This window comes from Syntrophomonas erecta subsp. sporosyntropha, from assembly GCF_055395365.1.
On sequence record NZ_AP042459.1, the window covers coordinates 1220015 to 1246876 of the forward strand.

Consider the following 26862-nt stretch of genomic DNA (forward strand, 5'->3'; position numbering starts at 1 on the left):
AAAGCAGACAATTCATCGAGAGATGGAGAGTTTGTCTCGCGCAAAGATAGGTCAAGATACTAAGGGCGTATGGTGGATGCCTAGGCGCTAGCAGGCGAAGAAGGACGCGGCAAGCTGCGAAAAGCCACGGGGAGCTGCAAGCAAGCATCGATTCGTGGATATCCGAATGGGGAAACCCGGTACCAGTAATGAGGTATCATCCCTGCCTGAACACATAGGGCAGGAGAAGCGAGACCCGGTGAACTGAAACATCTTAGTAACCGGAGGAAGAGAAATCAAGCGAGATTCCTTAAGTAGCGGCGAGCGAACGAGGAAGAGCCTAAACCTACAATGTGTAAGGCTGCAACCGTTGCATTGTGGGAGTTGTGGGGCGTTCTGGACAGTATTGCAGAACTGTCAAAGAGTCAAAAAATAATTGGTTAGGCGAACCTGACTGGAAAGTCAGGCCATAGAGAGTGAGAGCCTCGTAGCCGAAAGCCAGTTAACTCTTAGGACTAACCCCGAGTACCGCCGGACACGTGGAACCCGGTGGGAAGCAGGGAGGACCACCTTCCAAGGCTAAATACTAGCTAGCGACCGATAGCGGAAAGTACCGTGAGGGAAAGGTGAAAAGCACCCCGGGAGGGGAGTGAAAAAGAACCTGAAACCGTATGCCTACAAACAGTAGGAGCTCCATGTTGCTAAGGCAACGGAGTGACTGCGTACCTTTTGTAGAATGGGCCAGCGAGTTACGGTAGTAAGCGAGGTTAAATCTAAAAAGGATGGAGCCGGAGCGAAAGCGAGTCTAAAAAGGGCGACTAGTTTGCTGCTGTAGACCCGAAACCGGGTGATCTATCCATGGCCAGGGTGAAGTCCCGTTAACACGGGATGGAGGCCCGAACCAGGGTACGTTGAAAAGTACGTGGATGAGCTGTGGATAGGGGTGAAATGCCAATCGAACTCGGAGATAGCTGGTTCTCCCCGAAATAGCTTTAGGGCTAGCGTCGGAGTATTCCTTATGGGGGTAGAGCACTGGTTAGGCTAGGGGCCTTCACCGGTTACCGAACCTTCCCAAACTCCGAATACCATAAGGTAAAATCCGGCAGTCAGTCTGCGGGTGAAAAGGTCCGTAGACGAAAGGGAAACAGCCCAGACCGTCAGCTAAGGTCCCTAAATCCATGCTAAGTGGGAAAGGATGTAGAGCTGCATAGACAGCCAGGATGTTGGCTCAGAAGCAGCCACCATTTAAAGAGTGCGTAATAGCTCACTGGTCAAGTGGCTCTGCGCCGAAAATTCAACGGGGCTAAGCATGGTACCGAAGCTACGGATCCTACGGGATGGTAGGGGAGCAATCCTAATGGGTAGAAGCTATACCGAAAGGAGTAGTGGACTATTAGGAAGAGAGAATGCTGGCATAAGTAAGCGAGAAGGCAGGTGAGAATCCTGCCCGCCGAAAGCCTAAGGATTCCTGGGGAAGGCTCGTCCGCCCAGGGTAAGCCGGGACCTAACCCGAGGCCGAAAGGCGTAGGGGATGGACAACTGGTTGATAATCCAGTGCCACCTAGCTAGCGATTGAGTGAAGTGGTGACGCAGGAGGATAGGTGAAGCGCACGGAAGGAAGAGTGCGTCCAAGCACGTAGGGTGCTGTGTAGGCAAATCCGCACAGCGAGAAGCCTGAGGTGTGATGGGTAGGGAAGCGTAGTACCGAAGTCATTGAATCCAAACTGCCAAGAAAAGCCACTAGCAAGTTAGCAGGTGCCCGTACCGCAAACCGACACAGGTAGGCGAGGAGAGAATCCCAAGGCGCGCGAGAGAACCCTCGTTAAGGAACTCGGCAAAATGACCCCGTAACTTAGGGAGAAGGGGTGCTCTGTTAGCGTGAATATATAAACATGTATGAGCGTGAGAGAGCCGCAGTGATCAGGCCCAGGCGACTGTTTAGCAAAAACACAGGTCTCTGCTAAATCGGAAGATGAAGTATAGAGGCTGACGCCTGCCCGGTGCCGGAAGGTTAAGGGAAGAGCTTAGCGGAAACGCGAAGGTTTGAACTGAAGCCCCGGTGAACGGCGGCCGTAACTATAACGGTCCTAAGGTAGCGAAATTCCTTGTCTGGTAAGTTCAGACCCGCACGAAAGGCGTAACGATCTGGGCGCTGTCTCGACGAGGGGCTCGGTGAAATTGTAATACCGGTGAAGATGCCGGTTACCTGCGATAGGACAGAAAGACCCCGTGGAGCTTTACTGTAGCCTGATATTGGGTTTTGGTAGTTCATGTACAGGATAGGTGGGAGGCTTGGAAGCAAGGTCGCTAGGCTTTGTGGAGCCACCGGTGGGATACCACTCTTGAATTGCCGGAGTTCTAACCTGGTGCCCTAAACGGGTACAGGGACAGTGTCAGGTGGGCAGTTTGACTGGGGCGGTCGCCTCCGAAAGAGTAACGGAGGCGCCCAAAGGTTTCCTCAGCGCGGATGGAAATCGCGCGAAGAGTGTAAAGGCAGAAGGGAGCTTGACTGCGAGAGGGACACCTCGAGCAGGGACGAAAGTCGGGCTTAGTGATCCGGCGGTACCGAGTGGAAGGGCCGTCGCTCATCGGATAAAAGCTACCCCGGGGATAACAGGCTTATCTCCCCCAAGAGTTCACATCGACGGGGAGGTTTGGCACCTCGATGTCGGCTCATCACATCCTGGGGCTGGAGAAGGTCCCAAGGGTTGGGCTGTTCGCCCATTAAAGTGGTACGTGAGCTGGGTTCAGAACGTCGTGAGACAGTTCGGTCCCTATCCATCGCAGGCGTAGGAGAATTGAGAGGATCTGTCCCTAGTACGAGAGGACCGGGATGGACAGACCGCTGGTGTACCAGTTGTATCGCCAGATGCATCGCTGGGTAGCTATGTCTGGATCGGATAAGCGCTGAAAGCATCTAAGCGCGAAGCCGGCCTCAAGATGAGTTCTCCCACTCCAATAAGGAGGTAAGATCCCATCAAGATCAGGTGGTTGATAGGCCAGAAGTGCAAGTGCAGCAATGTACTAAGCGGACTGGTACTAATAGATCGAGGGCTTGACCTAAAAAATGCGAGAGATACTGTGTGTAGTTTTGAGAGAACCAGTGGGTAGTAACTGGTTTAATGAAAAAAAGAATAGTAATCAGATATCCTGGTGATAATGGCGGAGGTGATACACCCGTTCCCATCTCGAACACGGCAGTTAAGCCCTCCAGCGCCGATGGTACTACGGAATTCCGTGGGAGAGTAGGACATTGCCAGGATTTATTTATTTTCTGGTAAGTTAGACTATACTATCATAAAAAGCATTTGACAATTGAATATAGCTGGAATTAGATGAGATGAGCAGGGATGAACTTTGTCATGCCAGCACATTTACCGGTGCTGGTTTTATTTTGCCTTTATCCGGAGTAGAAGTATATCTGGGTATAGAGTCAGGTACCGGTTGAATCTGGAAAAATTGGATATAGCTAAACTTTTTACATCATTAAGCCGGGAAGCACCTGCCTGTTGGCTGGAAAGTTTGGTTGTTAATTGCGGAGACTGGTGCAGGCCAGCATGGTGTGGCAACGGCAACAGCGGCAGCAGTTTTAGGATTAAAGTGTACCGTATATATGGGTGCTCGGGATATGGAGAGACAGAAGCTAAATAATTCCTTTTGTTATGGCCGGGCTTCTCGAAGAAGATATTGCCCTTAGTTGTATAAAAGCTATGGAGCAGGGGGGCGTAATATCCTGGAGATAGGGGTACCTTTTTCCGACCCTGTAGCTGACGGGGAAGTAATAGAAAGGTTCCATCACGGGGGAATTAGTAAGGGATTAAACCTTACCAAAAGCCTGGAATTTATTAGCCAGGGAAAAAATGTAAATGATCTGAAACTTATATTATTTGCTACTATAATCCTATTTACAAAATGGGTATGGAGGTATTAAAAAAAGAGTGGGGGGAGGCCGGCATAGATGCCGTGATAATTAGCAACGGAAAAGTTGAGGGGACCGCTGGCTGTCCCTTATTTTAATAGATTAGTAAAATGGGGCTGGTTGATCTTACTAGATTAGTTAACACTTTGGTTAGAAAGTGCATATGGTAAGGTATAGTATTTTAAAGGGTATTTCCAGTTGGGGAAAGGGAATACTCACTAGAAAAAGGGAGTAGTTTTTAAGTGGGATATTTAAATACTATACCCCAATCGGAGAGTGGAGTACTGTTACCACGCTGTAGTTTATGTGGTCAGGTACCGGAGAAAGGAATCCGGGGCGGGATTAGGATTAAAAGGGCTTTTATATGCGAGAAGTGTGAGGCTGATATTCTTAACATGGAGGTAGGATCGCCGCGTTACCAGGACTATATAAACCTAATGAAAGAGATATTTAAGTAAAGGGTACCCGGAGGGGTACTTTTTTTCATGGATTAATCACTCCGGTTTAATATACAATATTGTAGTAAGCAATTATAAAAAATAAGGTATTAAAATTGGTATTGGTGATGGTGAAAATAGAAATGCAAACACAAAGTTCGGCACCAATATATGAAGCCATACAAAATTATATAAGTGAAAATAACCTGAGATGCCACATGCCGGGTCATTTAGGTGGAGCCGGTTTCAGGCTAAAGGAGTTTCAACAGGTGGCGGCTATGGATGTCACCGAAGTACCTGGGTTGGATGATTTACACTTACCCCGGGAGGCTATAAGCCGGGCCCAGCAGTTGATGGCGGAGGCTTTTGGAGCCGGGCAAAGTTTGTTCCTGGTTAACGGAGCTAGTTCAGGAATACATAGTCTTTTTTTAAGTCTGCCGGTGGGAGCAGAAGTAGTAGTGCCACGCAATGCCCATCTTTCTTTTTTTGCCGGGATGGTTTTATCAGGGGCTAAACCTCATTATATGCTGCCCCGGGTTGATGAGGAAACTGGTGCGGCACTATGTATAGAGGCGAATGATATTGATCTATGCCTTAAGCGGAATCCGGATGCTGCAGCAGTATTTATAACTAGCCCGGTTTATTATGGGGTAACTAGCCAGGTAAAAGAGTGTGTATTCAGGGCTCACCAGTACGGAGTCCAGTTTTTTGTAGATGAGGCGCATGGTTCTCATTTCAGGTTTCACCCTGATTATCCTGGCACAGCTTTACAGGCCGGAGCAGATGCAGCCGTAAATGGTTTTCATAAAACCCTGCCGGTTTTTAACCAGGGAGCGGTCCTGCATTTAGGAACCCATTTTTCTGGATCGGAAAGAGTTTTCAAGACATTCAGTTTGTTAACCACGACTAGTCCTTCCTATCCCATTATGGCTTCCATTGATTTAGCCCGTAAGTTTATGGAGGATGAAGGTTTTGCACATTTGCAAAAGGCTTATGAGTTATCCAGCTATTATAGGAAAAAACTTAATGATTTAAAGGGAATTCATTGCTGGGGGGAAGAGTTATGTTCTCGGGCGGGGATAGGTGGACTAGATCCTTTAAAAATAACTATTTCTCTGCCCGGGCTAAGTATTGACGGGTTTCAGATGGCCAGAATCATGCGGGATAATTATGGTGTACAGGTAGAACTGGCTGAACCTCACCTGGTAATGGCTATGATGTCTATATTTCATGACCGGGAGGATTGGGAGCGGCTATTCCAAACAGTTAAAAAAATTTCATTAAGTTATGGTAGTACTAAAAGGCAGAGTTTAGGAGTAAAAGTGCCGCCGGCTCCATCAGTATCCATGAGTCCCCGGGAGGCTTTCCTGGCCCCGTCAATTACGGTACCACTAGATAAATGCCGGGATAGGGTCTGTGCTGAAATGGTGGCACCTTATCCTCCGGGAATACCATGCTTACTTCCGGGGGAACAGATTACTGCAGAAGTAATAGATTATTTAAAATATTTACGTACTTGCAAGGTAAATGTGCAGGGACCGCAGGATTCCAGTTTGGATAATCTGCAGGTTATTAAAGATACAAAGTAAAGAGGTTTTAAAATGAACAGGGGTCTTTTTGTAAGTTTGGAAGGGATAGACGGGTGCGGTAAAACATCAGTGCTGGAAATACTGTTAAAAAAACTGCACGATTTTAAACCCCGGGTGATTCGGGAACCCGGGGGGACGGTTATTTCAGAAAAAATAAGGGATCTATTATTGGATACTCAGAATGAAAGTATGCTAGCTCGTACCGAGGCCTTTCTTTATGCTGCAGCCCGGGCCCAGGTGGCAGAGGAGGTTATTAAACCGGCCCTGGAGGCAGGGAAAATGGTAATCGCTGACCGGTTTATGGATTCAACCCTTGCCTACCAGGGATATGGCCGGGGGCTTGACCTTAAGTTTTTGCAAGAGTTAAATCAACTGTGCACTGAAGGAATAGTTCCGGATTTAACCGTTGTATTAGATATTGATCCGCAGATAGGTGCATTAAGGCGAAAGCAGGATACCCCGGACCGTTTGGAGAAGGAAGGAATAGAGTTTCAATCCCGGGTGAGAGATGGGTATATGCAGTTAGCTGCTATGGATTCCCAACGCATTAAGGTGGTTAACTCAGATCAGGAATTAGAGTTAGTTGTTGAAGAAGTCCGGAACCATATTATGGGTTGGATAAAAACCAAAGGGGTACTGTCAGAATGAAGATCGACCGCCCCAAGAAGGAATTAAATCATTACCCCGGAATAAACCGGCTTGATACCAGGGGGGTGCCCCGGGGAGCACGGACTTCGTTTGGGCAGGAATTATCACGGCATAGTGAGGCCGAGAGCCGGCAACGTATGCAGCAGATTTTAGAAGAGTTAAACCATTTAACTGATCGGTTGGATCGTAGCCTTAATATTGATGATTTGATGCTTTACAAACGGTTGGTTAAAAATTTTCTGCAGGAAGCTACTTCCAGCGCTTATATCCTCAACCAACAACGGGGCAGTAATCGCCGGGGAAGGGCTATATTGATAACCGTAAAAACCATTAATGAAGAAATGGAAAGGGTTATTGAGGAATTTATCCGCCAGAAAAAACAGCCCTGGGATGTACTAAGTATTTTAGACAAAATTCGCGGTATGCTAATAGACCTAATGATCTGATTGGAAGGAGGGGGAAGCAGAGGGAAGGTCCTTTTGCTTCCTTATAATAGCAGGTGGAGACGCCGGTGGGAAAAGACCAAATATTTTTAATATGTGAACCAGACCCGCAGGGGAGAGACGGGATTAAATTTAAGGTAATTAAGATCGGGTGATAATGTGGATTATTTCTCCAGTATAATAGGACAAGATCGGCCGGTTGAAATGCTTAAAAAGGCCCTGAAATCAGGAAAAGTAAGCCATGCTTATCTTTTTGTTGGGCTGGAGGGTGTAGGCAAGAGTACAACGGCATGGGCCCTGGCCTGTTCACTATTAGCAGAAGGTGATAAAAGTGCCGATTTCTTTTTACGACAGGGTATGCATCCGGATTTAATGGTGCTTAAAAAAGCGGACAACAAAACAGTTATTACTAAAGAACAAATCAGCGGGGAAATGGAACCATGGCTGGCGCTTAAACCATACCGATCCCGTCGCCGGGTTGTGATCATTGAAGAGTGCCATTTGCTGAGTTTGGAGGCGGCCAATGCTTTATTAAAGACCTTGGAAGAACCACCTGGATACGGGGTTTTGATTTTGATCTCTAATGAAACTAGTCTGTTAGAAACTATCGTATCAAGATGTCAGATAATTCGTTTTTCTCCGGTAGCGGAACATCTAGTAGAACAATATTTATTACAGAGGGGTTACGAAGCTGATAAATCCCGGGCGGCGGCACGACTAGGTCAGGGCAGCCTGGCCGCTTCTTTAAGAGCTGCGGAAGAGCCGGAGTGGGAAGCCAGCTGGGAAATAGCTGCTTCCATTGTAAGAGGGCTGTCCAGTGGGGAGAAGGGGCAGATTTTCACAGGGGCTGAACAAATGAACCAGGCTCCAGAGTTAGTTGTCCGGATAATGGAAACAATATTAAGAGATATATGCGTTTATAATGAAACCAGGGAAGAGCGTTTTCTGGTAATTCCAGAAAATATAGAATTGATACAACAGGTTAAGGGATTCGAGCCCTCCCGATTAAGAGAGGCTATTATTCAAGCGGCCCGGTTGAAAAGATTTTACCGGCGTAATGTCAATCCATTGTTGATCAATATAAATATCGCCTGGGAAGTGTACCAGGGATTACAAAGATCTGTCTAAAATCATACCAATTCGAGGAGGTTTTATTAGTGGCATTAGTTGCAGGGGTACGTTTTAAACCTGCCGGAAAAATATATTATTTTGATTCTGAGGGAATGGAGTTCGAAGCTGGTGAAGCAGTAATTGTTGAGACTATTCGCGGAATCGAATATGGTAACGTTGCTATTGGAACCAGGGAAGTCCCGGAAGAGGAACTGGTACTTCCTTTAAAACCGGTGATACGCAAAGCAACTGATCAGGATTACAGGATCCATGACAACAATCGCCAGAGAGAAATAGAGGCTCTGGAAATATGTAAACAAAAAGTGAAGCAGCATAATCTACCTATGCGCCTTATTGATGTTGAATATACCTTTGATATGGGCAAGTTAATTTTTTACTTTACAGCCGAGGGAAGAGTGGATTTTCGTGAACTGGTAAAGGACCTGGCCTCTATTTTCAAAACTCGTATCGAGCTACGACAGATTGGGGTTCGGGATGAAGCCAAAATGCTGGGGGGTATTGGGACCTGTGGACGGATACTGTGTTGTAACAATTTTTTAGGTGAATTTGAGCCGGTTTCTATACGCATGGCTAAGGATCAAAACTTGTCACTTAACCCGGCCAAGATATCCGGCATCTGTGGAAGACTGATGTGCTGCTTAAAATATGAATCAGACGCTTATGACCACAGAAAATGCCAGGAGGGAAACAAGTGTGGAGAAAACTGTCCAAGAGCTAAAAATGATCATCCGGGAGTTAATACTAGAAGTCGGTGATTTGAAGGAGCGCGTAGCCCGTCTGGAAAACGACTGGGCAACCCAGGAAAGAGAGGAGCCCCCTATGCCTTCTAGGTATGCAGTTGAACTGGCGGCGGAGGGCTACGATAATCTGGGCAAGATATATAATGAAGGGTATCATGTGTGTGTGATGGCTTACGGACAGCACCGGGACGGAGAGTGTTTGTTTTGTCTGGCCTTTATGGAGAAGGAGTAGAGATTGTCAAAAGCTGCCTACGTTAATCGGGATGAGACTTTAGATGATTTGATTCTAGGTGATCTTAGGATAATTCAGTCCTGTCAGGGCTATCGATTTTCGCTGGACCCAATTCTCCTGGGGCATTTTGCCAGGGTAGAGGGAGTCCAGCGAATTGTTGATCTGGGTACAGGGAGTGGGGTAATAGCTCTGCTATTATCCTGGCGGGCCCCGCAAGCCAGGATAATAGGATTAGAAATCCAGAAATCTATGGTAGATAGGGCCCGGCGCAGTATTAAGCTAAACGGATTACAAGAGCGCCTGGAGGTAATTGAGGAGGATATAAATCAGGTTAATCAAGTTCTGCCTCCAGACAGTATGGATCTGGTAGTCAGCAATCCCCCTTTTCGCAAAGTGGGAGAAGGAAAACAAAGCAGTGATCCGGAGAAGGCAGTAGCCAGGCATGAGATAAAAGTAACCCTGGAGGGAATAGTTAAAGCCGCCGGTTATTTGCTTAAACCGGGAGGAAGCTTTTGCCTGATTCAGCGGGCGGATCGTTTGGAAGAGATCGGTCAGCTTTTGCACCAATACCAACTATATCCACTAAGGTTACGCAATATTCATTCATTTATTGATCGGGAAGCTAAACTGGTAATGGTAGAAGGAGTGAAACAAAGGCATAATAAACTGATTATTATGCCGCCGTTGATTATCTATAGTGCTCCTGGAATCTATGGGGATGAATTGCGTTTAATTTATGACTTACCTAAAATAGATTAATAACAGTAAGATATACTAGGCAGTTTAGTTTAAGATATTGATTACAAAGCTGGAGGAATATTTTTGGCCAAGTTATTTGTCTGTGCGACCCCTATTGGCAATTTGGAAGATGTAAGTATAAGACTGCTTAAAACACTACGTGAAGTAGATTTAATCGCCTGTGAAGATACCCGGCACACTTTAAAATTACTAAATCACTACAAGATAAAAAAACCCTTGACCAGCTATCATCTTTATACAAGCAAAGGTAAGGAAATACATATTATAGACCAGATACGGGCCGGGAAAAATATAGCGCTGGTATCTGATGCCGGTATGCCGGCCATATCTGATCCGGGGGAATATTTGGTACGGCGGGCAATCGAAGCAGGGATCGAGGTGGAGGTTATCCCCGGCCCTTCAGCCTTCATCGCGGCTTTGGCAGTTTCGGGGCTGGATACCAGCTCCTTTATTTTTGCTGGATTTTTACCGGCTAAGAGAGGGAAAAGAAGGGAAATAATAGGCAACCTGGCTACTGAAATGCGCACCATCGTTTTTTATGAAGCACCGCATCGTTTACTGCCGACCTTGGAGGATATGATTGAGCTGATGGAACCGGAGCGTCCGGCGGTAGTAGTCAGGGAACTTACCAAAGTGCACCAGGAGATTAAGCGGGGTAGTTTAATAGAATTAGAGGAGTATTATACTAATCATATACCACGGGGAGAGATTACCTTACTGGTAGGGGGAAGGCCAGCGACTAGTGGGGAAGTTTCTTTAGAAGCTATAATTGAAGAAACCCAGCAGCTAATTGCTGCCGGGATAGAAAAAAAACAGGCCTTCAAAATGAAGGCCCGTGAACATAATATACCAAAATCAACTATTTACAAGTATTTTATTGAGCATGATCTTTAAACCTTATGTATTAACCTACCTGTTTACTTATTTCAGTTAAACAGGACCTGCACAGGTTTTTGCCCTTATAGTTGAGTACTTCTTCTGCATTACCACAGAAGATACAAGCTGGTTCATACTTACGAAGAATTATTTTTTCATTGTCAACGTAAATTTCCAGGGCATCTTTTTCCTCTATACCCATGGTACGGCGCAACTCGATGGGAATAACAATTCGGCCCAGCTCGTCCACTTTTCTAACTACTCCCGTTGATTTCATCATTGCAGCAAACCCTCCTCTTTTAAACCACATTGGATTTCACTACAAACTATACCAACGCTGGTAGAAAAAGTCAAGAATTTTTCTACATATAAAGACAAAAAATTGAATTTTATAGAGCATAAGACATTTTTATGGATAAAAGGAAATTCAGTTAAAGTAAAAGCCATCTCATTATAGCAAAGATTATAGGGAAAAACAGCTAAAAATGCTGCTTTATGTTGCGGGGAAGATCCTTCTTACCTCTTTTTACTAATTAAGGTTAGCCTTAGCTTAGTTACTGGTTAAAGTTGCTGTGGGGGGATGCGGGGGGGAAGTGATAAATCGGCTTGTTTGCATACATTAATATGGAGAGCGACGTTAAGCGTAGCCTGGTAGAAACACCCTGCGCAGGCGCAGCAGCGTAAGGGGGCGAGCGACACGGATGTGGCGAGAGGGCCGTTGAGCACGGATGTGAATCGGCCCGGTCCCCCTGTAGCTGCCAGACCAGCAGTTGGTGTTTCCCAGGCGGAGCGTGGAGCCGGAATATTAATGTATGCAAACTAACGTCGTATAAGTTTAATGGTTGGGTTGTCCTGGCTATGTGACCAGTATTATAATCTCTTTTACTGTCCATTAAGGTTGTATGGGTATGGGGTTGCGTGGTTAAGGCTAACCTGAATATTCCGGAAAAGCCCGGACTCTAGTTAGTGGTGGGCACAGGTTTTTGTTCTAAGGGTATTGCCTTTAGTAACGGGTTTAATTACGGTTCTGGAATCGCCTTTATCTCTTTTCCTCCACATTAAGGTTAGCCTTAGCTTGGTTGCTGGGTAGGTCGCTGTATGGGGTTGCGTGGTTAAGGCGAACCTGAATATTCTGGAAAAGTCCGGACTCTGGTTAGTGAAAGGCTTTGGCTAAGCTGGACTCTATTAGGTGGCAAATAGTTAGGTAAATAAGGCCTGGGGAAAAGGCAGGATACGATGGCCATTATGTGGTAAACTATAGCTATTAATGGCTGACTTAACGGTTATAAACGGTATAACTTCCCGGAGCTTAATCTGGAACATGTTTGTACCGTATCTATACAGGTAATACTTGCCCAAGGAGGGATGTTAGTGTCCGATCGAAAAACCTTTTATATTACTACCCCTATTTACTATCCCAGTGATAACCTACATATAGGACATGCTTACACCACGGTGGCGGCAGATTGTATGGCTCGTTTTAAGCGTATGCAGGGCTTAGATGTATTTTATCTTACGGGAACTGATGAACATGGGCAAAAAATAGAAAAAGTTGCCCATGAACATGGACAGGAACCCATCGTATATGTGGATGGGATTGTGGCCAATATTAGGCGTCTTTGGGATGTACTTATGATTTCCCATAATGATTTTATCCGTACCACTGAGCCGCGTCATGAGCAGGTGGTTAAAAAGCTTTTTCAAAAGGTATATGACCAGGGTGATATTTATATGTCCGAGTATCAGGGCTGGTATTGTACCCCGTGTGAAACTCTGTTTACCGAAAGGCAACTTCTGGATGGTAAATGTCCTGACTGCGGACGTGAGGTGGAGCTGGTCAAAGAGGAAAGTTATTTCTTTAATATGGCGAAATATGCCGGGCGGCTACTGGAACATATTGAACAAAACCCGGATTTTATCCAACCGCTTTCCCGGCGCAATGAGGTAGTTAACTTTATAAAAATGGGTCTGGATGATCTTTGTGTATCCCGGACTTCTTTTAAATGGGGGGTTCCCGTTCCTTTCAACCACCAGCATGTTGTTTATGTGTGGTTTGATGCTTTGATTAACTACCTGAGCGGGATTGGCTATGGCACTGATGAGGAATCTTTTAACCGCTACTGGCCTGCTGATGTCCATCTTATAGGTAAGGATATTCTGCGTTTCCATGCGATTATCTGGCCGTGTATGTTAATGGCTATGGGATTACCCCTGCCCAAAAAGGTATTTGGCCATGGCTGGATTTTGCTGGAGGGTGGCAAGATGTCTAAATCCAAGGGGAATGTAGTTGATCCAGTAGAATTGGTGGAGCGCTATGGAGTTGATGCGGTCCGTTATTATCTGCTTAAAGAGCTGAGTTTTGGGCAGGATGGTCTGTATTCTGAGGAGATGCTTATTAATCGAATTAATGCCGATTTGGCTAATGACCTGGGTAATCTTATCAGTCGGTCAGTAGCTATGATTATCCGGTATTTTGATGGTCAAATACCAGCTCCTGGTGAAAGCCAGGCGGTGGATGATGATTTAAAAAACACTGCCGCCCAGGTATTTAATGAAGCTACGAGTAAGCTGGATAAATTAGATTTTGCCGGATATATTATGGCTAGTCTACGTTTAGTATCCCGGGCTAATAAGTATATTGATGAAACAGAACCATGGCGGTTAGCTCGTGATGAAAGCCAAAAAGACCGTCTGGCTACGGTATTATATAACCTGGCTGAATGTATCCGCATAGTTCTGATTTTATTTAGTCCGGCTATGCCCCAAGTGGTAACCCGGGCTAATCAACAAATACCAGTAATTGATGATCCACTTAATTTAAAATGGGAAGAGGCAGGTCACTGGGGACTAGTACATTCTGGTATTAAAGTTAGCAAGGGAGAGGCACTTTTCCCGAGAATAGATCTGAAGGAATGGGAGGAAAAAAACATGAACGATCAGACTAAAGAAACAGAAAAAACATCAGAACAGAAGCCTGCTAGCGATAAGGCAGCTAAACAGGATAATTATATCAGTATTGACGATTTTGCTCGTATGGATCTTCGGGTAGCCCGGGTATTAAGTTGCGAAAAGATGGAAAAGGCTGATAAACTATTAATACTCAGGTTACAGGTGGGTGATAGTGAGCGTACGGTAGTATCAGGAATAGCCCAGTATTATAAACCTGAGGATCTGGTAGGTAAAAAAGTAGTACTTGTCGCCAACCTTAAACCGGCTAAATTAAGGGGAGTATTATCCGAGGGAATGATTCTGGCGGCTTCTGATGATAAAAATGTAGAAGTTTTAATGTTGCAATCAGATATTGAATCGGGTAACCGGGTGAAGTAGTATTTACTAGTCAAGGGTGACCGGACAATTATCAGGAGGGAGCTAATTATGTTTATAGATACCCATGTTCATCTTCAGGAAAAGGCACTACGGGTGGATGTGGATAAGGTAATAGCCCGGGCCCGAGAAGCCGGAGTAGAATTAATGGTATGTGTAGGCTATGATTATGCATCATCAGTTGAGGCAGTAGCCTTGGCAGACCGTTATAAAGATATTTATGCTACCGTGGGTGTGCATCCCCATGATGCCAGTACCCTTACTCCTCAATTATTGGAGAGTCTATATGAATTAGCCCGTAAACCACGGGTGGTAGCTATCGGTGAGATTGGGTTAGATTATTACCGTGACCTGTCTCCGCGAGATGAACAACGGCGGGCTTTTATAGAGCAGATAAAAATGGCGCATGAATTAGGCAAGCCGGTGGTTATACACGACCGGGATGCTCATCAGGAGGTTCTGGATATTGTTCGTCAGGAGAAAGCCGGCAAAAACGGTGGTATTATGCATTGCTATTCCGGGCATTTACCCCTGGCTATAGATTTCATGAAAGAAGATTTTTATATATCCTTTGCGGGTCCGCTGACTTTTAAGAATTCTAAGAAAAGCCACGAAGTGGCAGCACGAATACCATTGGATCGAGTCCTCATTGAAACTGATTGCCCTTATCTTACCCCTGAACCACACCGGGGTAAACGCAATGAACCGGCTTTGGTTACTTTGGTAGGGGCTAAGCTGGCTGAGATTCGCAATAAACCGGTAGAGGAAATAGCTTATCTTACTTCACGTAATGCCCGGCAGGTTTACCGGATAAAAGACTAAGTATGTATTAAGGGAAAGGATAAAATCTTTCCCTTACCCGTTTTTCGACCTTTTTAGTAATTGGTAATAACAGCAATTTCAGCAAACTTTTTACCTGATAAGGAATAAAATAAAGATTAAATGATAATAATTTAAAAAGGGTACACTTTGGTTATATTCCAATATGAGGTAAAGGTGCTTTAAAATGGTACAGAAGTTGACTGTTAGGGCTATTTTTGTCTAGAATAACAAAGATGCCTTGCAAAGCGTGCATATAATCCGTTTTGTAGGATGAAAAGGAGGAGAAAAATGGGTATTGTGTGGTCTAAGCAGGTTAAATACCTGACTGCCACTCTCCTGTTTACGTTGGTGCTAGGCGTAAGTTTGTGGTTTGCCTTGCAAAAACCGGTTAATATTGTTGTGGATGGGAAATCGATCAAAAGCAGTGTATTCTTTGTAGGTACAGTTGGTGAGGTATTGGAGAAGAATGGTGTTAAATTAGGAGATAAAGACCGGGTTCAACCTTCGTTAAACAGCCGGGTGCAAAAAGATATGAAAATAGTAGTTACCAGGGCTTTTAAGGTAAAAGTTATCGCTGATGGTGAAACCAGGGAGGTTATTTCTACTCCCGTGACAATTAAAGAGGCTATTCATTTGGCTGGGGTGGAATTAGGGGAAAAAGATGTTGTAAAAACCCTCCCCGCTAAAAAAACAACCCCGGGTCAGGAAATCGAAGTGATAAGAGTTAGTGAAAAGGAAGAAGTAGTAGAAGAACCGGTTTCTTTTGGAGTAGAAACAACCATAGATAATACTCTGGAAAAAGGTCTTACCAGAACCCTTTCCCAGGGAATAGATGGACTAGCCCGTAATACTATAAAAGTTATATACCATAATGGTCAGGAAGTTGATCGACAGGTAGTGGCCAGTGAGGTAATAAAAGAACCTCACAATAAAGTAGTAGCTATGGGTAATATCACCTCTGTCTCCCGTGGTGGGCAGCACCTTAACTTCCGCGAAGCCAGATATATGGAAGCCTCGGCCTACACCTATACTGGCTATCGCACTGCTACAGGTAAGCACCCTACTGTGGGCATGGTGGCAGTTGATCCGGCTGTAATTGCCTTAGGAACTAGGCTTTATATTGAAGGCTACGGATTTGCAGTAGCCTCTGACACAGGCGGATCTATAAAAGGTGATCGGCTGGACTTGTTTATGGAAGAGCGCAATCAGTGTTTGTCATGGGGGCGGCGGAAAACTAAAGTTTATATCCTTCAATAAACATAATGTGTATCAAAGAAAAACTGGTACGCTTGTAAGCCCACGATCAGAGGTGGGAGGGTATATTTATTTTTACTTAAAAAATCCATAGAACTTAAGATACCTCCTGTGCCAAAATGTCCAGGGGGTTAATTTTATTTATAGATTTGCTTACAATAAATACAAGAGGGAATATATAACTGAATAAAAACAGGGCCTGTATAGAAAAATAAAATGGAGAGGATTTTTATGGGGGGATTGATGATCCATGGAAAAGAGGGCAGTTCGGCTGGTACTTTTAATGCTGATAGGGTGTTTCCTGATTGGACTGGGCAAATATGGCAGTTATCCGGTGGCTGGTGGGTGGATGATGTCTTTAAAGCCATCGCTTGACACTGATAATCAAACTATATTTACTTCGGCTCGACTAGTAGAGACTACTGAGAAGGTGGACGGAGTTCATAGTGCTTATGTGCTGGTGGTACCGGAAAACAGCATTTCTCCCTTAAGTAAGGAGAATCTAGATAGCTTAATTCATGATAATACTAGGGGCCAGAAGCAAAAAGTTGATAACCAGAATGTTATTTTTGTAGGACTAAATCTTCATCGCTATGTAAATACCCTAAATGATAGAGAACGGGTACAGATGGCGGTTAGAACTAGTCTAAGAGATGATTTAGTTTTAAATGATGCTACTGTTTTAGTTACCTATGAACCTGATCTGGTAGATCATATTCAAAAAATTAGCAGCAATCTGACGGAAGGAAAACCTTTAGCTGACTACCGATGGCAATTATGTCGGATGCGGGCCCGTTTAGACGTGATCACCATATAAAAAAGAATAGTAGTTCGCCCACATTTTCCCTTGTTTGAAAACCGGTCGAAAGAAAAACACTAAGTACAGCAAGGGAAAAAAGGAGGTGAACTACGGGTTGAGAAAAAAGATTGCCTTATTACTCTGTTTGGTTTTTTTAAACCTGATTATTTTTTCTGGATGCCAGAGTGCGGCTAAAAAACCGGTAACACCTGAGCAAAAACCCCGTGTTACCAGGAGTGCTGACGGAGATTTGACTGCCAGTGAAAGAAGAGTTCTGGCAACTCGGCTGTCGAACTTGGCTCAGAATGTACAGGGAGTACAAAAAGCCACGGTTGTGGTATCAAGCATTGCTATGACTAATAATGGTAAGACCACTAGAAATACTATTAATAATCCTAACACGGCCATTAATAATAATACCAATCTTAACCGGGACACGGCTGTAAACTATAGTGGATTAGTAATTATGGTAGGTCTTACCCTTACACCCAACATGATGAAGAATGCTAATGATGTTAATGAGATCAAAAGAACTGTAGCCAACAAACTAAAGGCTAGTGACAAACGCATATCTCAGGTGCTGGTAACCACCGACCCTAATCTAATTGTGAGGATTAATGATGTAGCGGTAGGAATTATTCAGGGGCGGCCGGTACAAAGTTACCAGGATGATGTGAACAACTTGATTAATCGCCTTAAACAACAACAGCCAGCTTTTTAGACCGTCTACGCCCGGGCAAAAATTATGCCCGGGTATTTTGTGTTTAGCTCGGATTTAAGGTTAAGGCCTGATTTTTTACCATTACCTTTAAGTAATTTGTGGAAGTGTGTAGTTAAAGGGATCTTATCGGCTATAATAGGTTTAAGAAAAGCGATGAGGGAATATGAATGTATCAAACGGCAACAATATCTGGACTGCGGGAAATTTTAAATCAATATGGGCTCTTTCCTAAAAAGAGGTGGGGGCAAAACTTTCTGGTAGATCGCAATATTTTAACAAAAATTGCTGATCAGGCTAATACCGGTAAAGATCAGTACGTAGTAGAGATTGGACCAGGTCTGGGAGCATTAACTGAACATTTGGCGCAAAACAGTCGCGGGGTACTAGCTATAGAAATTGATACCAGTCTTAAACCTGCTCTGGAGCAGGTGCTATCCCCGTATTCCCAGGTTAAAATCTGTTTTGCCGATATTCTAAAAGTGAATATAGAGAAGGAATTAATGGAACGTTTCGGATTGGATAATATTCCCGACTATGTTGTCTGTGCTAATATTCCTTATAATATAACTACACCGATAATTTTTAAACTGCTGGAAGAATGTTCGCATATGCAAAAAGCTATCCTTATGATGCAAAAAGAGGTAGCCGGGCGTATATTAGCCAGGCCAGATAACAAAGAATACGGTCTTTTGACCCTTATGACTTCTTATTACGCGGAAGTAAGCTTATTAATGCAGGTATCGCGTAACTGTTTTTACCCCCGGCCAGAGGTGGATTCTTCAGTTATTCAATTAATGCCGCTTCCCAGTAAACGGGTTGAAGTACCAGATGAAATTTTGTTTAAAAATTTTTTACGTAGTGCTTTCCAAAAAAGGCGTAAAACGCTTTTAAATATTTGCAGCTCCTTTTTCTCAATTGACAAAAACCTGGCTCAGGATAAATTAAACCAGGCTGGAATAAAACACTGTTGTAGGCCGGAGAACCTAAATTTGGAGGATTATGCACAGTTGTTCCGGGTGTTCTTGGAGTAATAGGAGGTAATCCATATGCAGTTTAATAGCCCCACCAAAGGCAGAATGGAATTAACTGAAGTTGTTCAGGATATCCTGGACTATGTAAGTGAAGATACCAGCCGACCGTATAAGCTGTTGGTAGGAACCGATTCCCAACCTTTTCAGCAGGAAACCTGTTTTGTTAGCGCCATAATAATCCATCGCTCTGGTAAAGGAGCCCGTTATTATTACAACAAGCGATTTGAAACCAAGTTTTACAGCCTGCGTCAACGTATCTTTTACGAAGCCTCTTTAAGCCTTTCGCTGAGTGACCAGCTTTACGCCCTCCTCAAAAACCAGGGACATGAAGAATTAAAGGTAGAAATTCATTTGGATGTAGGTACTCATGGGGAAACTAAGGAATTAGTACGTGAGATCACCGGCATGATTGTAGGTAGTGGATTTGATGCCCGTATTAAACCGGATGCCTATGCTGCTTGTACGGTAGCAGACAAATATACTAAATAACCACCCGGGAGCATGGTATAGTAGCCAGGGACAGGCATATTTGAAGCAAATACACAAAATAACCACCCGTGGTAAATTTTATGGAGGGGCTAATTCGGCCAGATAACTGATTTTTTAGTTGACATGGAGGTTGTTTTCTTATATACTATTTTAATTAAACTTGACATTTATTTCGTTTTCGTATAAACTTATAACGATGAATTTATTAAAGAAGGTGGTTGCGTGAGTACTCCCAGGTCATTATCGGAGATTAAAAAGGATTTGGAATCCTTTGTAGGTAGTAAGATTAGGCTTAAGGCAAACCGGGGAAGAAACCGTATCGTTGAAAGGGAAGGGGTTTTAGAATCCACATATCCTAACATCTTCGTTATAAAATTAGACGAAAGAAGAATCGAACGGCGGGTTTCCTATAGTTATGCCGATGTCCTTACGGAGACGGTGGAGCTATTTGTTTATGATAAACAGAATGCGGAGATACGCATAGCTGCTGCCAATAACTAGTCAGTCTTTTAACTGCGTGTTATCACATGCAGTTTTTTTCTTTTCTGGGTAATAATACATACTCCTGCCGGTACAATAATATAATGCTAAAAACTACACTGAGGTGATATGATGGGATCTAATCTTGCCATTTGGTCCCCAGTAGTAGTGGCCCAACTTCCTTACCCCTACCGGCTTAAGGAGTTATGCACTTATACCCTGGACCGGGTATATAAATCGGTGGAGGACCTGAAAATAAAGGTAAAACAAACCATAACCCGTTTTCAGGGGCAGGCTGTAGAAGCCCAAATCAGTCTGGATATTCTCTGCTTGGTAGAAGATCTAGCCGGGGAATTGCGCCTTATTGCCCGGGAGGCCACTATAAAAAACCGTATCCCGATACTGGATTTCGAACCGCCCTTGGACCCTAATCAGAGGATCAAATTTGTAGTGGATATCGTTGAAACCACCTGCCAGGGAGAAATGGATGGTCATGAATTACAGGTATTCATTTTCATAGACTACCTATTAATGGCTACCTGTGAACAGGTGGTAAAACTATCTACTGAAGGAGAAAATGCCTTGTCGACTGACTCTATGGAGGAGGCGTTAAGCCGGCTTAGTGCTGAGATTAACCGTATAGAAGGGGAAAACGAAAGTCTAAGGCGCCGGATTTATCTTTATGAGCGGGATATAATGAGTCTTAAGAAAGGTATATCTAAGGCCGAAAGGCGTAATGTCGGATTAAATAGGGAATTAGGTCGCTATAGACAACTAGCAGAGGAGTTGCAGGAGTCCATCCGGGAGCGGGATAGGCAGTTGATCCAATATCATAACCCTTACTACCATAATAATATGCCTGAAAAAGATTTAGAAGAGCAACCAGGTCTGGGTACTCGTATTAAGCGCATGTTTATAAGCAACCAATAATCCGTCACCTCATAAAAAAATTTCACATATAGTATAGTGCCGTAATCCATGGATTTATGGCTAATACTATCTAAAGTGTGGGATAAATTATGCGCATTTTATTTGCTAATACCGCCCCGATTATTACTCGGGGTATTGGGCAGGTTTTTGCTGACCTGGGGCACCAGGTACAGTATGTATTTCTTGATCAAGAAGAATCCATACTTCCTTTCGTCCAGAATTTCAGGCCGGATTTCGTTTTTAATGATGGTGGGATCAACCGAATGCATAAGCTTTTTCCAATATTGGAGGAGCTGGGTATACCTCATGTGTACTGGGCTATAGAGGATCCCGTATCTTTTGACGATCTTTCTTTACCTTACGCATTAAAATCATATCTTACCTTTACTCCCTGTCAGGAGAACCTTCCATTATATCAACAACATGGAATAAACGCCCACCTGCTAATGTTTGGCTGCCATCCAACTTTTCATCATAGTGTACCATCCGATCTACGCTTCAATCGGGATATTATTTTTGTAGGGAATAATTATGCCTATCATCCGGCCCGGCAGCAGGGAGTAGATAACGTCTTACAACCACTTATCCAAAACGGTCTTGATATAGCCATTTATGGGAATGAATGGTGGATGGATCCATCTATGCCTTTTACTATACCGGCCCATTGCTACGCAGGGTATATGGCCAATGAAGACCTGCCGGCAGCCTGTTCTACGGCCCGCATAATGCTGGGCCTGCATTCAGTGGACACTTCGGCAACCATGATGAGTATGCGCACCTTTGAAATACTGGGAAGCGGTGGTTTCTATTTAACCCAATGGACTCCGGCCATAGAACACTTTTTTGTTAACCATCATCATCTGGTTTGGACCAGGAGTCCACAAGAAACTGTGGATCTAGTCAATTTTTACCTGGCCCGCCCTGATTTAAGGGAAAAAATAGCCCGGCAGGGACAGGCGGAAGTATACCAGCGGCATACTTATCATCACCGGGTACAGGAGATATTGCCCTGGTTACAGACTTTAGCAACTGCCCCCTGCTTGGTCTCGCCCCTCAGTCAATCCGTAGAGATTAAGGTAGGGCGTCGGAATTTACGCATACAATTGTAAAAAGCAGTAGCAAAGTGCACACAAAACCCTATCCATTCATAGAATAAGTTAAGAATACTACTATTCTTTAAAAGTTTTGCTTGATAAGTTCTAGGAGGTGGGGAGGAGAAAGATGTGAGAAAAAGACAAAGCGAAAATAGGGTGGCGACTGTGATACAGGTAAACGGTCGTAGTTTTAAGGCGATCCCTTTGCAAGCTGATGGTGACGAAGCCTTATTGATGGTAAATACCGGGCGTAGAAGTAGTGTAGTAGCTAAGAGCCAGTGTGCGTCCTGTGGCTCCTGGATGAATAAGCATGAATTACAAACCTGTCCTCAATGTAGCTGCCAGGTGTGTTCTGATTGTTTGCAACCATCAGAAGAATCTGTTTTAAGTGACTAATAAATACTTACCGTTATAGGGCGGAACGGTTCCTATATGAATCGTCCCGCCCTTGTTTTTCCTATTTTGGTTAATACAACGCACCCCCTAATGTTTACCGGCATACGATATTAAAGCAGAGTTGAAATATTCACAAATATAAGGGGGAGAATGATGTCAAAAATTAGTTGTATTTTATACCCGCCTACTCTTGATTACCACTATCTGGTGCAGCGACCCCAGCAGCTAATGAAGAATTTTTCTGAATTAGGTATTCCGGTTTTTTACTTGAATCGCCCCAGTCCTAATTCAGGTCTGCAGTCCGGGATACACCAGATTAATCCTTATTTTCATCTTTTTAACAATATTGATCCCAGTCCTTACCTTAAGGATATACGCCCGGTTGTATACTACAGTGCTACCGCTCACGTTGATCAGATAATGCAGTATAATCCCGGCCTGGTAGTTTTCGACAGTGTAGATGAACCGAGTGACGAGTTTGAGGCATGGCGTCCTTATTACCATCGGGCTGTCAGCAGTGCTGATATAGTAATAACTACATCAGAAAAACTTTATGCTATGGCCCGGAGTATCAATCCAGCAACCTATCTGGTGCCTAATGGATGTGATTTCAATTATTTTGTTCAGGCTAGTAATAAAGCCTTCCCGGTGCCCGATGATATGCAGGGATTAACTGGTCCGATAATAGGATATGTAGGTGTTATTGCTTCCTGGTTAGATTTCCAGCTTATTGAACAACTAGCTTTAGGTTTTCCGCATTGTCAAATAGTGATGGTAGGTCCTCTTTATAATGTAAGTGATGTTCCCCGGCATCCTAATATACATTATTTGGGTTTTAAGGCGTATGAGCAGTTAGCAGCTTATACTCAGATGTTCGATGTGGGTATTATTCCATTTAGATCATCTAGTATGGTGGAGTCGGTTAACCCTATAAAAATGTGGGAATACATGGCCTCCGGTATGCCTATAGTAACCTCTGATTTGCCGGAAGCTAATAAATACGGGGATCTGGTGTTATATTCACAAACCTATCAGCAGTTTATGGATAATATTAAGCTGGCTTTAGAGCATGATGATCAGGAAAAACGTGCGGCCAGAATAGCCCTGGCCCAGGAGAACTCTTGGTTATCAAGAGCTAAACAAATAGTAAATATCATCGAAGTGCACCTGAGCGAAAAAGGCTATAATGAAGAATCGGTATCTGTACCTACCTCAGCATCAGCACCTGCGGCCGGACCCGGACCAACACCTGAGGCCGGAGCGGGACCAGCACCTGCGGCCGGACCCGGACCAACACCTGCGGCCGGACCCGGACCAACACCTGCGGCCGGACCCGGACCAACACCTGCGGCCGGACCCGGACCAACACCTGCAGCCGGACCCGGACTAGCACCTGAGGCCGGAGCAGTACCAGCACCAGCCCTGGTACCGACGACTGATATTATACCTCGCCAACCACAACCCCCAGTATTACAGGGAGATTTTCCTCTTTATATTAATGTACTAAGTTCATATCTCCGTTTTAAAGTAACCCGGGGGGTAGCTTTCCAGATTTCTAGCGGCAAATGGCGGGGGGGTTTATACCGGGTAAGCAGAACTGGGCCTAGTAAGGTCTCGGCCGAAACAGGTTCAGCCACAATAAGGGTAATTGGAAAAGCGGCTTTCCGCCACATAACCCTGCGGGGACAACAAGCGGTTAATGTATAAAAAAACTATGGTAGGATGCCCGGTTCGAAACCGGGCCTGGATCCTACCTGACTATCTTAAAGCCTTGGAAAGGCTTGACTACCCTTCGGAATTGCTGGAATTTTGCTTTATTGTTAATGATAGTCAGGATAATACTGGGGCCATCTTAAAGGAATTTTCACAAAGGCGGTCTACCCGTTTAGTAATAGATAACCAAGTCTCCCCACCAGGCTATAAGCGAGGCAATTACAGTTTTTCCCGATTAGCCGGGTTGCGTAACCGGTTGCTGGCGGAATTTAAGACCTCCGACTGTCAGTACCTATTTTCTGTAGATAGTGATATTTTAGTTCCTGCTAATGCCTTATCCGGGTTGATGAGTACCGGCTGTGATGTGGTCTCGACTCTGGTTGGTAATGGTTATGCAATAGGTGACAATAGTATCTACAATGTGCTCTGCCGGCAGAGGGATTCTTACCTGCATATGCGGGATTTTCCCCGGGATCGTCTTTTCGAGGTAGATTGTACGGGAGCAGCTTATCTCATAAAAAGATGGGTTATTGATAAAGCAGGAGTGGTTTATTCAGCTCAATGGGGGCCAGAGGATATCGGCTTTTGTCGTTTGGCTCAGGAGCAGGGTATACGTATCTATTGCCATCCGGGTATTAAGTGTAATCATATTATGGAAGAAGATTATTCCGGGATCAGGTTAAATGAATAGCCTTGCCAGGGTAAAGGGTAATCATTAAATTTTTTTGCGAGGAGATCAGCGTAGTCGGCCTGATCCAGCAGTTATCGGATGGCCTAGTCCCGAACTTCGGTAAAAAAAGCCCATTGATGATATTTTTTATACCAACCCTATTCTGGAAAGGAAAGCAAAATGTTGACGGGAGTAATCACATTTTGTCACCGCAGTTCATAGTATATCCTAGAAAATGCAAATACAAATTTCTACAGGCCGGTAGTTGTTAGGCCATTAGAGAGAAAAAGGAGGGAAAGGAAGACATGGCTGAACTGAAGTGTGAATTTCCTGAGGGTTGTAGGTTAGATTTATGGGCTAAAGTTATAAAAGCTAAGTTTATTGACAAACAGGTAAAAGTCTTGGATACCATGTTTTGTGTTCCAGATGAGCAGGTGGGAGGTAAAATTACCTGCATAGAAGATATTAAAGTAAAGGTGCTCCAGGCTTTTGAAGATTTGCAGTGCTTTAACCGGGTAAAGATCTTTATTGACTATGAGGTAATCCTGTTTGTGGTGGTGGAGGGTGAATATCAGATAATCACGGTAACTGATCGCTATGAGCAGTCTATTGAATTAGATGAGTTTGATCCTCCCCTAACAATCGAAGAATTCCGTGCGGAAATCGAACAATCAGAAATTATACTGAAAAACTGGTCCTTTGATTTCGAAATCAAAGGTAATTGTGAAGATCCTTCTAACCCTTGCAATCTTACTACCCCCATCAAGGGTACTTGTGTAGGACTCCGTGTGTTTGTCGACATTATTGATAAACTGGGTAAAATGCATGATGTTATCGTATTTGGGGAGTTGGATCCTGAAGTGGACTTCTAAAGCAAGCTGTAGAAGGCTTTATGCTCGGCATACTTTTGCCGGGCTTTATTTTCTTAATCCGGAGGGATGGTATGCAAGAAGTAAGTAATATTCGCATATCCCGTAAACAGAAAAACATCATGCGGGCTCAATTAGAAAAAATCGTAGAGATTCACCGGGATTTAGATAAAAGGATAGAAGCATATGAAAATATAACTGAGGTACCCGAATACCGGAAGTTATGGAGTGATTTAAAAGGGCGCAATAGCGAAACTATTCAGGTAGTTTCCCGCTATATGGTTATGAAATGCAACCGCTGAATTTAAGAAGCCAAACCAGGTGGTGCCTGGTATTTAGCGTTCCATAAAACAACTATGCGGGTGATAGTATGCCTGGAAATAAAAGAAAAACTATAGGTCTAGCCTTGGGAGGAGGGGGCCTTAAGGGTCTGGCTCATTTAGGTATCCTTCAGGTATGGGAGGAAAACCATATACCGGTTAATTTTTTATCTGGAACTAGTGCGGGTAGTCTAATAGCAGCTTTGTATGCAGCGGGAATGAAATTATACCAAATAGAAAAAATGGCTTTAGGCCTTAATCCTGGCCACTATCTTGATTATAATGTAGCCGGCCTGATGAAATACCTGTTAGGCTGTTATTATCCTCCTTTACGTTCGGCTTTGGAGGGGATTGTTAAAGGAGATAAAATCGAAAAATTGGTTTATGAACTTACCCAGGGTAAAAGTCTTTTGGATTGTCGTTTACCTATAGCCATTGTAGCCTGTGATATAGATTCGGGTCGCCAGGTGGTTTTTACCAACCGGCTGGTGAAAGTAAAAGATAAAAACACTATAATTATTACTCGAGCTTTGCTAAGTGAAGCAGTACGCGCCAGCCTATCCATTCCAGGTACTTTCGTTCCTTACTATTTTAAGGGCTGCCAACTGGTAGACGGAGGGGTAAAAAATATGGTTCCGGTGGATATATTAAAGATCATGGGGGCCCAATATATTGTAGGGATCAATCTGGGGCGGGAAATTTATCAGGAAAAGGTGCAGGGAATTCTTCCTATAGTATCTCGCTCTATTGATATCCTGGCCTATGAAACATCTAAAGATGAAGAGCAACTTTATGCTGATCTAGTAGTTTATCCTGGCGTGGATTCGGTTGATCTAGGGGATATACATCGAGCTCCGGAAATAATCCGGGCAGGCCGCCGGGCCATGAGGAGTCAGGTGGAAGAAATAAAGCGTGGTCTAGCTGGGGAGGAGTAACAGAACCTCTCCCTATTACATATAATATCCACAAAGCATCGTGAAGAAAATCAACGGCTTCATCAGGCGGGGAGGGGGTTAAAATGGCTACCGATAAATTCGAACACGCCACCTTTTATCTAACGCGCAAACAAGTGGAAGAGATAAAAAGACTGGCCAGGGATCAGCAAATCTCCCGAAGTGCACTGGTCAGGATGATTATACGTGAATATCTGGCCCGCGAGGAGGAACAAAAAACGCAATAAGGGTTTGCAAGAAGACA

General features: G+C 44.2%; 28 protein-coding genes, 2 rRNA genes and 1 pseudogene. 30 read left to right on the forward strand and 1 reads right to left on the reverse strand.

What is annotated here, in order from left to right; all coding sequences use genetic code 11:
- The first annotated feature begins 49 nt into the window (after positions 1–49).
- The 13 genes and pseudogenes from ACZ5Q0_RS06000 (at position 50) to rsmI (ending at position 10771) form a co-directional block, all read left to right on the forward strand.
- Positions 50–3042: ribosomal RNA gene (locus tag ACZ5Q0_RS06000) — 23S ribosomal RNA — on the forward strand.
- Between the two features lie 86 nt (positions 3043–3128).
- A 5S ribosomal RNA gene (gene rrf, locus ACZ5Q0_RS06005) occupies positions 3129–3241 on the forward strand.
- Between the two features lie 267 nt (positions 3242–3508).
- Positions 3509–3628: pseudogene (locus ACZ5Q0_RS06010) on the forward strand (tryptophan synthase subunit beta); the annotation flags it as partial.
- 48 nt (positions 3629–3676) lie between these two features.
- Positions 3677–3910 carry a tryptophan synthase subunit alpha gene (locus tag ACZ5Q0_RS06015; protein ID WP_446818930.1) on the forward strand — a complete coding sequence of 78 codons (234 nt, stop codon included), beginning with the start codon at positions 3677–3679 and terminating at the stop codon, positions 3908–3910.
- Between the two features lie 230 nt (positions 3911–4140).
- Positions 4141–4356, forward strand: a complete 216-nt coding sequence (locus ACZ5Q0_RS06020; RefSeq protein ID WP_446818929.1) for a sigma factor G inhibitor Gin — start codon at positions 4141–4143, stop codon at positions 4354–4356.
- Positions 4357–4463: 107 nt separating this feature from the next.
- Positions 4464–5924 carry an aminotransferase class I/II-fold pyridoxal phosphate-dependent enzyme gene (locus tag ACZ5Q0_RS06025; RefSeq protein WP_464827293.1) on the forward strand — a complete coding sequence of 487 codons (1461 nt, stop codon included), beginning with the start codon at positions 4464–4466 and terminating at the stop codon, positions 5922–5924.
- Positions 5925–5936: 12 nt separating this feature from the next.
- Positions 5937–6572, forward strand: a complete 636-nt coding sequence (gene tmk / locus ACZ5Q0_RS06030) for a dTMP kinase (protein ID WP_446818927.1) — start codon at positions 5937–5939, stop codon at positions 6570–6572.
- The gene (locus ACZ5Q0_RS06035) at positions 6569–7018 is read left to right on the forward strand and encodes a YaaR family protein (RefSeq protein ID WP_446818926.1); all 450 of its coding nucleotides are present in this window, start codon (positions 6569–6571) and stop codon (positions 7016–7018) included. Before tmk ends, ACZ5Q0_RS06035 begins: the two co-directional genes overlap by 4 nt.
- Before the next feature lie 201 nt (positions 7019–7219).
- Entirely contained in the window at positions 7220–8143 is a 924-nt protein-coding gene (locus ACZ5Q0_RS06040; protein ID WP_464827271.1) for a DNA polymerase III subunit, read from the forward strand.
- 29 nt (positions 8144–8172) lie between these two features.
- A complete protein-coding gene (locus ACZ5Q0_RS06045) occupies positions 8173–8901 on the forward strand; it encodes a PSP1 domain-containing protein (protein WP_446818923.1) in 729 nt (242 codons plus the stop codon).
- Positions 8840–9118 carry an initiation control protein YabA gene (locus ACZ5Q0_RS06050; RefSeq protein ID WP_446818922.1) on the forward strand — a complete coding sequence of 93 codons (279 nt, stop codon included), beginning with the start codon at positions 8840–8842 and terminating at the stop codon, positions 9116–9118. Before ACZ5Q0_RS06045 ends, ACZ5Q0_RS06050 begins: the two co-directional genes overlap by 62 nt.
- A gap of 3 nt (positions 9119–9121) precedes the next feature.
- Positions 9122–9877 carry a tRNA1(Val) (adenine(37)-N6)-methyltransferase gene (locus tag ACZ5Q0_RS06055; RefSeq protein ID WP_446818921.1) on the forward strand — a complete coding sequence of 252 codons (756 nt, stop codon included), beginning with the start codon at positions 9122–9124 and terminating at the stop codon, positions 9875–9877.
- A gap of 63 nt (positions 9878–9940) precedes the next feature.
- The gene (gene rsmI, locus ACZ5Q0_RS06060) at positions 9941–10771 is read left to right on the forward strand and encodes a 16S rRNA (cytidine(1402)-2'-O)-methyltransferase (protein WP_446818920.1); all 831 of its coding nucleotides are present in this window, start codon (positions 9941–9943) and stop codon (positions 10769–10771) included.
- A gap of 10 nt (positions 10772–10781) precedes the next feature.
- On the opposite strand, the gene ACZ5Q0_RS06065 is transcribed toward rsmI, so the two are convergent.
- On the reverse strand, positions 10782–11030 hold the full coding sequence (locus tag ACZ5Q0_RS06065; protein ID WP_446820800.1) for an AbrB/MazE/SpoVT family DNA-binding domain-containing protein: 249 nt from the start codon (positions 11028–11030) through the stop codon (positions 10782–10784).
- A gap of 1088 nt (positions 11031–12118) precedes the next feature.
- On the opposite strand from ACZ5Q0_RS06065, the gene metG reads away from it, so the two are divergent.
- From metG to ACZ5Q0_RS06150, 17 genes are all read left to right on the forward strand, one after another.
- Positions 12119–14080 (forward strand): methionine--tRNA ligase, encoded by a 1962-nt coding sequence (gene metG / locus ACZ5Q0_RS06070; RefSeq protein ID WP_447182259.1) that lies wholly within the window; start codon positions 12119–12121, stop codon positions 14078–14080.
- Between the two features lie 48 nt (positions 14081–14128).
- Entirely contained in the window at positions 14129–14899 is a 771-nt protein-coding gene (locus ACZ5Q0_RS06075) for a TatD family hydrolase (RefSeq protein WP_447182260.1), read from the forward strand.
- A 288-nt stretch (positions 14900–15187) separates the two neighbouring features.
- Positions 15188–16156, forward strand: coding sequence for a 3D domain-containing protein (locus ACZ5Q0_RS06080; RefSeq protein ID WP_447182261.1), 969 nt, complete (start codon positions 15188–15190; stop codon positions 16154–16156).
- Positions 16157–16403: 247 nt separating this feature from the next.
- On the forward strand, positions 16404–16970 hold the full coding sequence (locus ACZ5Q0_RS06085) for a hypothetical protein (RefSeq protein WP_446818915.1): 567 nt from the start codon (positions 16404–16406) through the stop codon (positions 16968–16970).
- A gap of 97 nt (positions 16971–17067) precedes the next feature.
- Positions 17068–17673: a YhcN/YlaJ family sporulation lipoprotein gene (locus ACZ5Q0_RS06090; protein WP_447182262.1), complete on the forward strand. Its 606-nt coding sequence runs from the start codon at positions 17068–17070 to the stop codon at positions 17671–17673.
- 167 nt (positions 17674–17840) lie between these two features.
- A complete protein-coding gene (rsmA, locus tag ACZ5Q0_RS06095; protein ID WP_446818913.1) occupies positions 17841–18704 on the forward strand; it encodes a 16S rRNA (adenine(1518)-N(6)/adenine(1519)-N(6))-dimethyltransferase RsmA in 864 nt (287 codons plus the stop codon).
- Between the two features lie 15 nt (positions 18705–18719).
- The gene (locus tag ACZ5Q0_RS06100; protein ID WP_446818912.1) at positions 18720–19193 is read left to right on the forward strand and encodes a ribonuclease H-like YkuK family protein; all 474 of its coding nucleotides are present in this window, start codon (positions 18720–18722) and stop codon (positions 19191–19193) included.
- 222 nt (positions 19194–19415) lie between these two features.
- Entirely contained in the window at positions 19416–19694 is a 279-nt protein-coding gene (locus tag ACZ5Q0_RS06105) for a Veg family protein (protein ID WP_446818911.1), read from the forward strand.
- A 108-nt stretch (positions 19695–19802) separates the two neighbouring features.
- Positions 19803–20603 (forward strand): hypothetical protein, encoded by an 801-nt coding sequence (locus ACZ5Q0_RS06110; RefSeq protein WP_447182263.1) that lies wholly within the window; start codon positions 19803–19805, stop codon positions 20601–20603.
- A gap of 89 nt (positions 20604–20692) precedes the next feature.
- The gene (locus tag ACZ5Q0_RS06115) at positions 20693–21712 is read left to right on the forward strand and encodes a CgeB family protein (RefSeq protein WP_446818909.1); all 1020 of its coding nucleotides are present in this window, start codon (positions 20693–20695) and stop codon (positions 21710–21712) included.
- A 114-nt stretch (positions 21713–21826) separates the two neighbouring features.
- Positions 21827–22093: a hypothetical protein gene (locus tag ACZ5Q0_RS06120; protein ID WP_446818908.1), complete on the forward strand. Its 267-nt coding sequence runs from the start codon at positions 21827–21829 to the stop codon at positions 22091–22093.
- Between the two features lie 150 nt (positions 22094–22243).
- On the forward strand, positions 22244–23800 hold the full coding sequence (locus ACZ5Q0_RS06125; RefSeq protein WP_464827272.1) for a glycosyltransferase: 1557 nt from the start codon (positions 22244–22246) through the stop codon (positions 23798–23800).
- Positions 23793–24497 carry a glycosyltransferase family 2 protein gene (locus ACZ5Q0_RS06130; protein ID WP_446818906.1) on the forward strand — a complete coding sequence of 235 codons (705 nt, stop codon included), beginning with the start codon at positions 23793–23795 and terminating at the stop codon, positions 24495–24497. The genes ACZ5Q0_RS06125 and ACZ5Q0_RS06130 overlap by 8 nt, the downstream gene beginning before the upstream one ends.
- Before the next feature lie 284 nt (positions 24498–24781).
- Positions 24782–25348 carry a hypothetical protein gene (locus ACZ5Q0_RS06135; protein WP_446818905.1) on the forward strand — a complete coding sequence of 189 codons (567 nt, stop codon included), beginning with the start codon at positions 24782–24784 and terminating at the stop codon, positions 25346–25348.
- A 71-nt stretch (positions 25349–25419) separates the two neighbouring features.
- On the forward strand, positions 25420–25647 hold the full coding sequence (locus tag ACZ5Q0_RS06140) for a hypothetical protein (RefSeq protein WP_446818904.1): 228 nt from the start codon (positions 25420–25422) through the stop codon (positions 25645–25647).
- A 68-nt stretch (positions 25648–25715) separates the two neighbouring features.
- Positions 25716–26600: a patatin-like phospholipase family protein gene (locus tag ACZ5Q0_RS06145; RefSeq protein ID WP_446818903.1), complete on the forward strand. Its 885-nt coding sequence runs from the start codon at positions 25716–25718 to the stop codon at positions 26598–26600.
- A gap of 83 nt (positions 26601–26683) precedes the next feature.
- A complete protein-coding gene (locus ACZ5Q0_RS06150; RefSeq protein ID WP_446818902.1) occupies positions 26684–26845 on the forward strand; it encodes a ribbon-helix-helix domain-containing protein in 162 nt (53 codons plus the stop codon).
- Positions 26846–26862 lie beyond the last annotated feature (17 nt).

Excerpts from the sequence above, each read along its gene's own strand:
- ACZ5Q0_RS06025 (WP_464827293.1), top strand. The coding sequence starts at position 4,464 with ATGGTGAAAATAGAAATGCAAACACAAAGTTCGGCACCAATATATGAA.
- tmk (WP_446818927.1), top strand. The coding sequence starts at position 5,937 with ATGAACAGGGGTCTTTTTGTAAGTTTGGAAGGGATAGACGGGTGCGGT.
- ACZ5Q0_RS06035 (WP_446818926.1), top strand. The coding sequence starts at position 6,569 with ATGAAGATCGACCGCCCCAAGAAGGAATTAAATCATTACCCCGGAATA.
- ACZ5Q0_RS06040 (WP_464827271.1), top strand. The coding sequence starts at position 7,220 with ATGCTTAAAAAGGCCCTGAAATCAGGAAAAGTAAGCCATGCTTATCTT.
- ACZ5Q0_RS06065 (WP_446820800.1), bottom strand. The coding sequence starts at position 11,030 with ATGAAATCAACGGGAGTAGTTAGAAAAGTGGACGAGCTGGGCCGAATT.
- metG (WP_447182259.1), top strand. The coding sequence starts at position 12,119 with ATGTTAGTGTCCGATCGAAAAACCTTTTATATTACTACCCCTATTTAC.
- ACZ5Q0_RS06075 (WP_447182260.1), top strand. The coding sequence starts at position 14,129 with ATGTTTATAGATACCCATGTTCATCTTCAGGAAAAGGCACTACGGGTG.
- ACZ5Q0_RS06080 (WP_447182261.1), top strand. The coding sequence starts at position 15,188 with ATGGGTATTGTGTGGTCTAAGCAGGTTAAATACCTGACTGCCACTCTC.
- ACZ5Q0_RS06085 (WP_446818915.1), top strand. The coding sequence starts at position 16,404 with ATGGAAAAGAGGGCAGTTCGGCTGGTACTTTTAATGCTGATAGGGTGT.
- rsmA (WP_446818913.1), top strand. The coding sequence starts at position 17,841 with ATGTATCAAACGGCAACAATATCTGGACTGCGGGAAATTTTAAATCAA.
- ACZ5Q0_RS06100 (WP_446818912.1), top strand. The coding sequence starts at position 18,720 with ATGCAGTTTAATAGCCCCACCAAAGGCAGAATGGAATTAACTGAAGTT.
- ACZ5Q0_RS06110 (WP_447182263.1), top strand. The coding sequence starts at position 19,803 with ATGATGGGATCTAATCTTGCCATTTGGTCCCCAGTAGTAGTGGCCCAA.
- ACZ5Q0_RS06115 (WP_446818909.1), top strand. The coding sequence starts at position 20,693 with ATGCGCATTTTATTTGCTAATACCGCCCCGATTATTACTCGGGGTATT.
- ACZ5Q0_RS06125 (WP_464827272.1), top strand. The coding sequence starts at position 22,244 with ATGATGTCAAAAATTAGTTGTATTTTATACCCGCCTACTCTTGATTAC.
- ACZ5Q0_RS06130 (WP_446818906.1), top strand. The coding sequence starts at position 23,793 with ATGTATAAAAAAACTATGGTAGGATGCCCGGTTCGAAACCGGGCCTGG.
- ACZ5Q0_RS06135 (WP_446818905.1), top strand. The coding sequence starts at position 24,782 with ATGGCTGAACTGAAGTGTGAATTTCCTGAGGGTTGTAGGTTAGATTTA.
- ACZ5Q0_RS06140 (WP_446818904.1), top strand. The coding sequence starts at position 25,420 with ATGCAAGAAGTAAGTAATATTCGCATATCCCGTAAACAGAAAAACATC.
- ACZ5Q0_RS06145 (WP_446818903.1), top strand. The coding sequence starts at position 25,716 with ATGCCTGGAAATAAAAGAAAAACTATAGGTCTAGCCTTGGGAGGAGGG.
- ACZ5Q0_RS06150 (WP_446818902.1), top strand. The coding sequence starts at position 26,684 with ATGGCTACCGATAAATTCGAACACGCCACCTTTTATCTAACGCGCAAA.